General features: G+C 32.0%; 1 pseudogene. It reads left to right on the top strand.

What is annotated here, in order from left to right:
• Positions 1-743 precede the first annotated feature (743 nt).
• Positions 744-863, top strand: a pseudogene (locus tag ACECE_RS32255) (FtsK/SpoIIIE domain-containing protein); the annotation flags it as partial.

Raw genomic sequence — 863 nt, 5'->3', positions numbered from 1 at the left:
GATTACTTTAAACAACTTTCTAAAATGGCTGTATTGGGATTTGTAATAATAACTTTGTTAGGTACTATAATGGGTCTAGCTAAAAACTTAAACTGGTAAAAATCCTGATTTTAAAAGATAAGACAGGTATTTTAAAATCTGAATTTTTAAGCTATTATATAAAGTTTTCAAGTACTTGGGTTTTAATATTTATTATTGCTATAGTCATTTATTTTACAGTTAGGGTAATCATTAGACTCAACCATTCAGGAAACAATACTCTTCTAAAGTTTCCTCCGAAGATAAATATTACTTCGAATAATTCGGTCAAAAAAGACATCCGCACCATTAAACTTTGAAAAAATAACTGATATATGCCTAAAAAAAGGCTGTCCACCTTTGAGCATTTTAAAAAATGAGGCTACCAACATATCAAATAATTCCTCCGTTGATTTAAATGCTCAAGCACAGGCTTTAACCTCTAAACTAAAAATGTGTTTTTCTGAATTTGATATTTCTTTTTGACAGTTAAAAAGTAGAAATCGGTCCTGTTATAACAAGGTTCACACTTGGCATGTCTGCACAAGGAAGAGTATCGAAGATAACAGCGATAGAAAAGAAATTTGCATGTTTCTTCAGGTAAATTCCATATTAATTATACCGTCAGAACAAGGCCTTATAATTGAGATTCCCAACCCTGTACCAAATGATGTAGCCTATATGGATTGTATTCGAGCTTTTAATAAGCAAAAAGTAATAATCCATTAGAAGTAATACTTGGTCAAACTGCAATCGGAGAACTGCAAACTTTATGCATAAATAAAACTCCACACCTATTAATCGCAGGAGCTACCGGGTCAGGTAAAAGCGTATGCCTTAATGGC

The organism is Acetivibrio cellulolyticus CD2 (assembly GCF_000179595.2).
Classification (GTDB): Bacteria; Bacillota; Clostridia; order Acetivibrionales; family Acetivibrionaceae; genus Acetivibrio; species Acetivibrio cellulolyticus.
The sequence above is the reverse complement of the archived record's forward strand: the minus strand, read 5'-3'. Positions and strand labels throughout refer to the sequence as shown.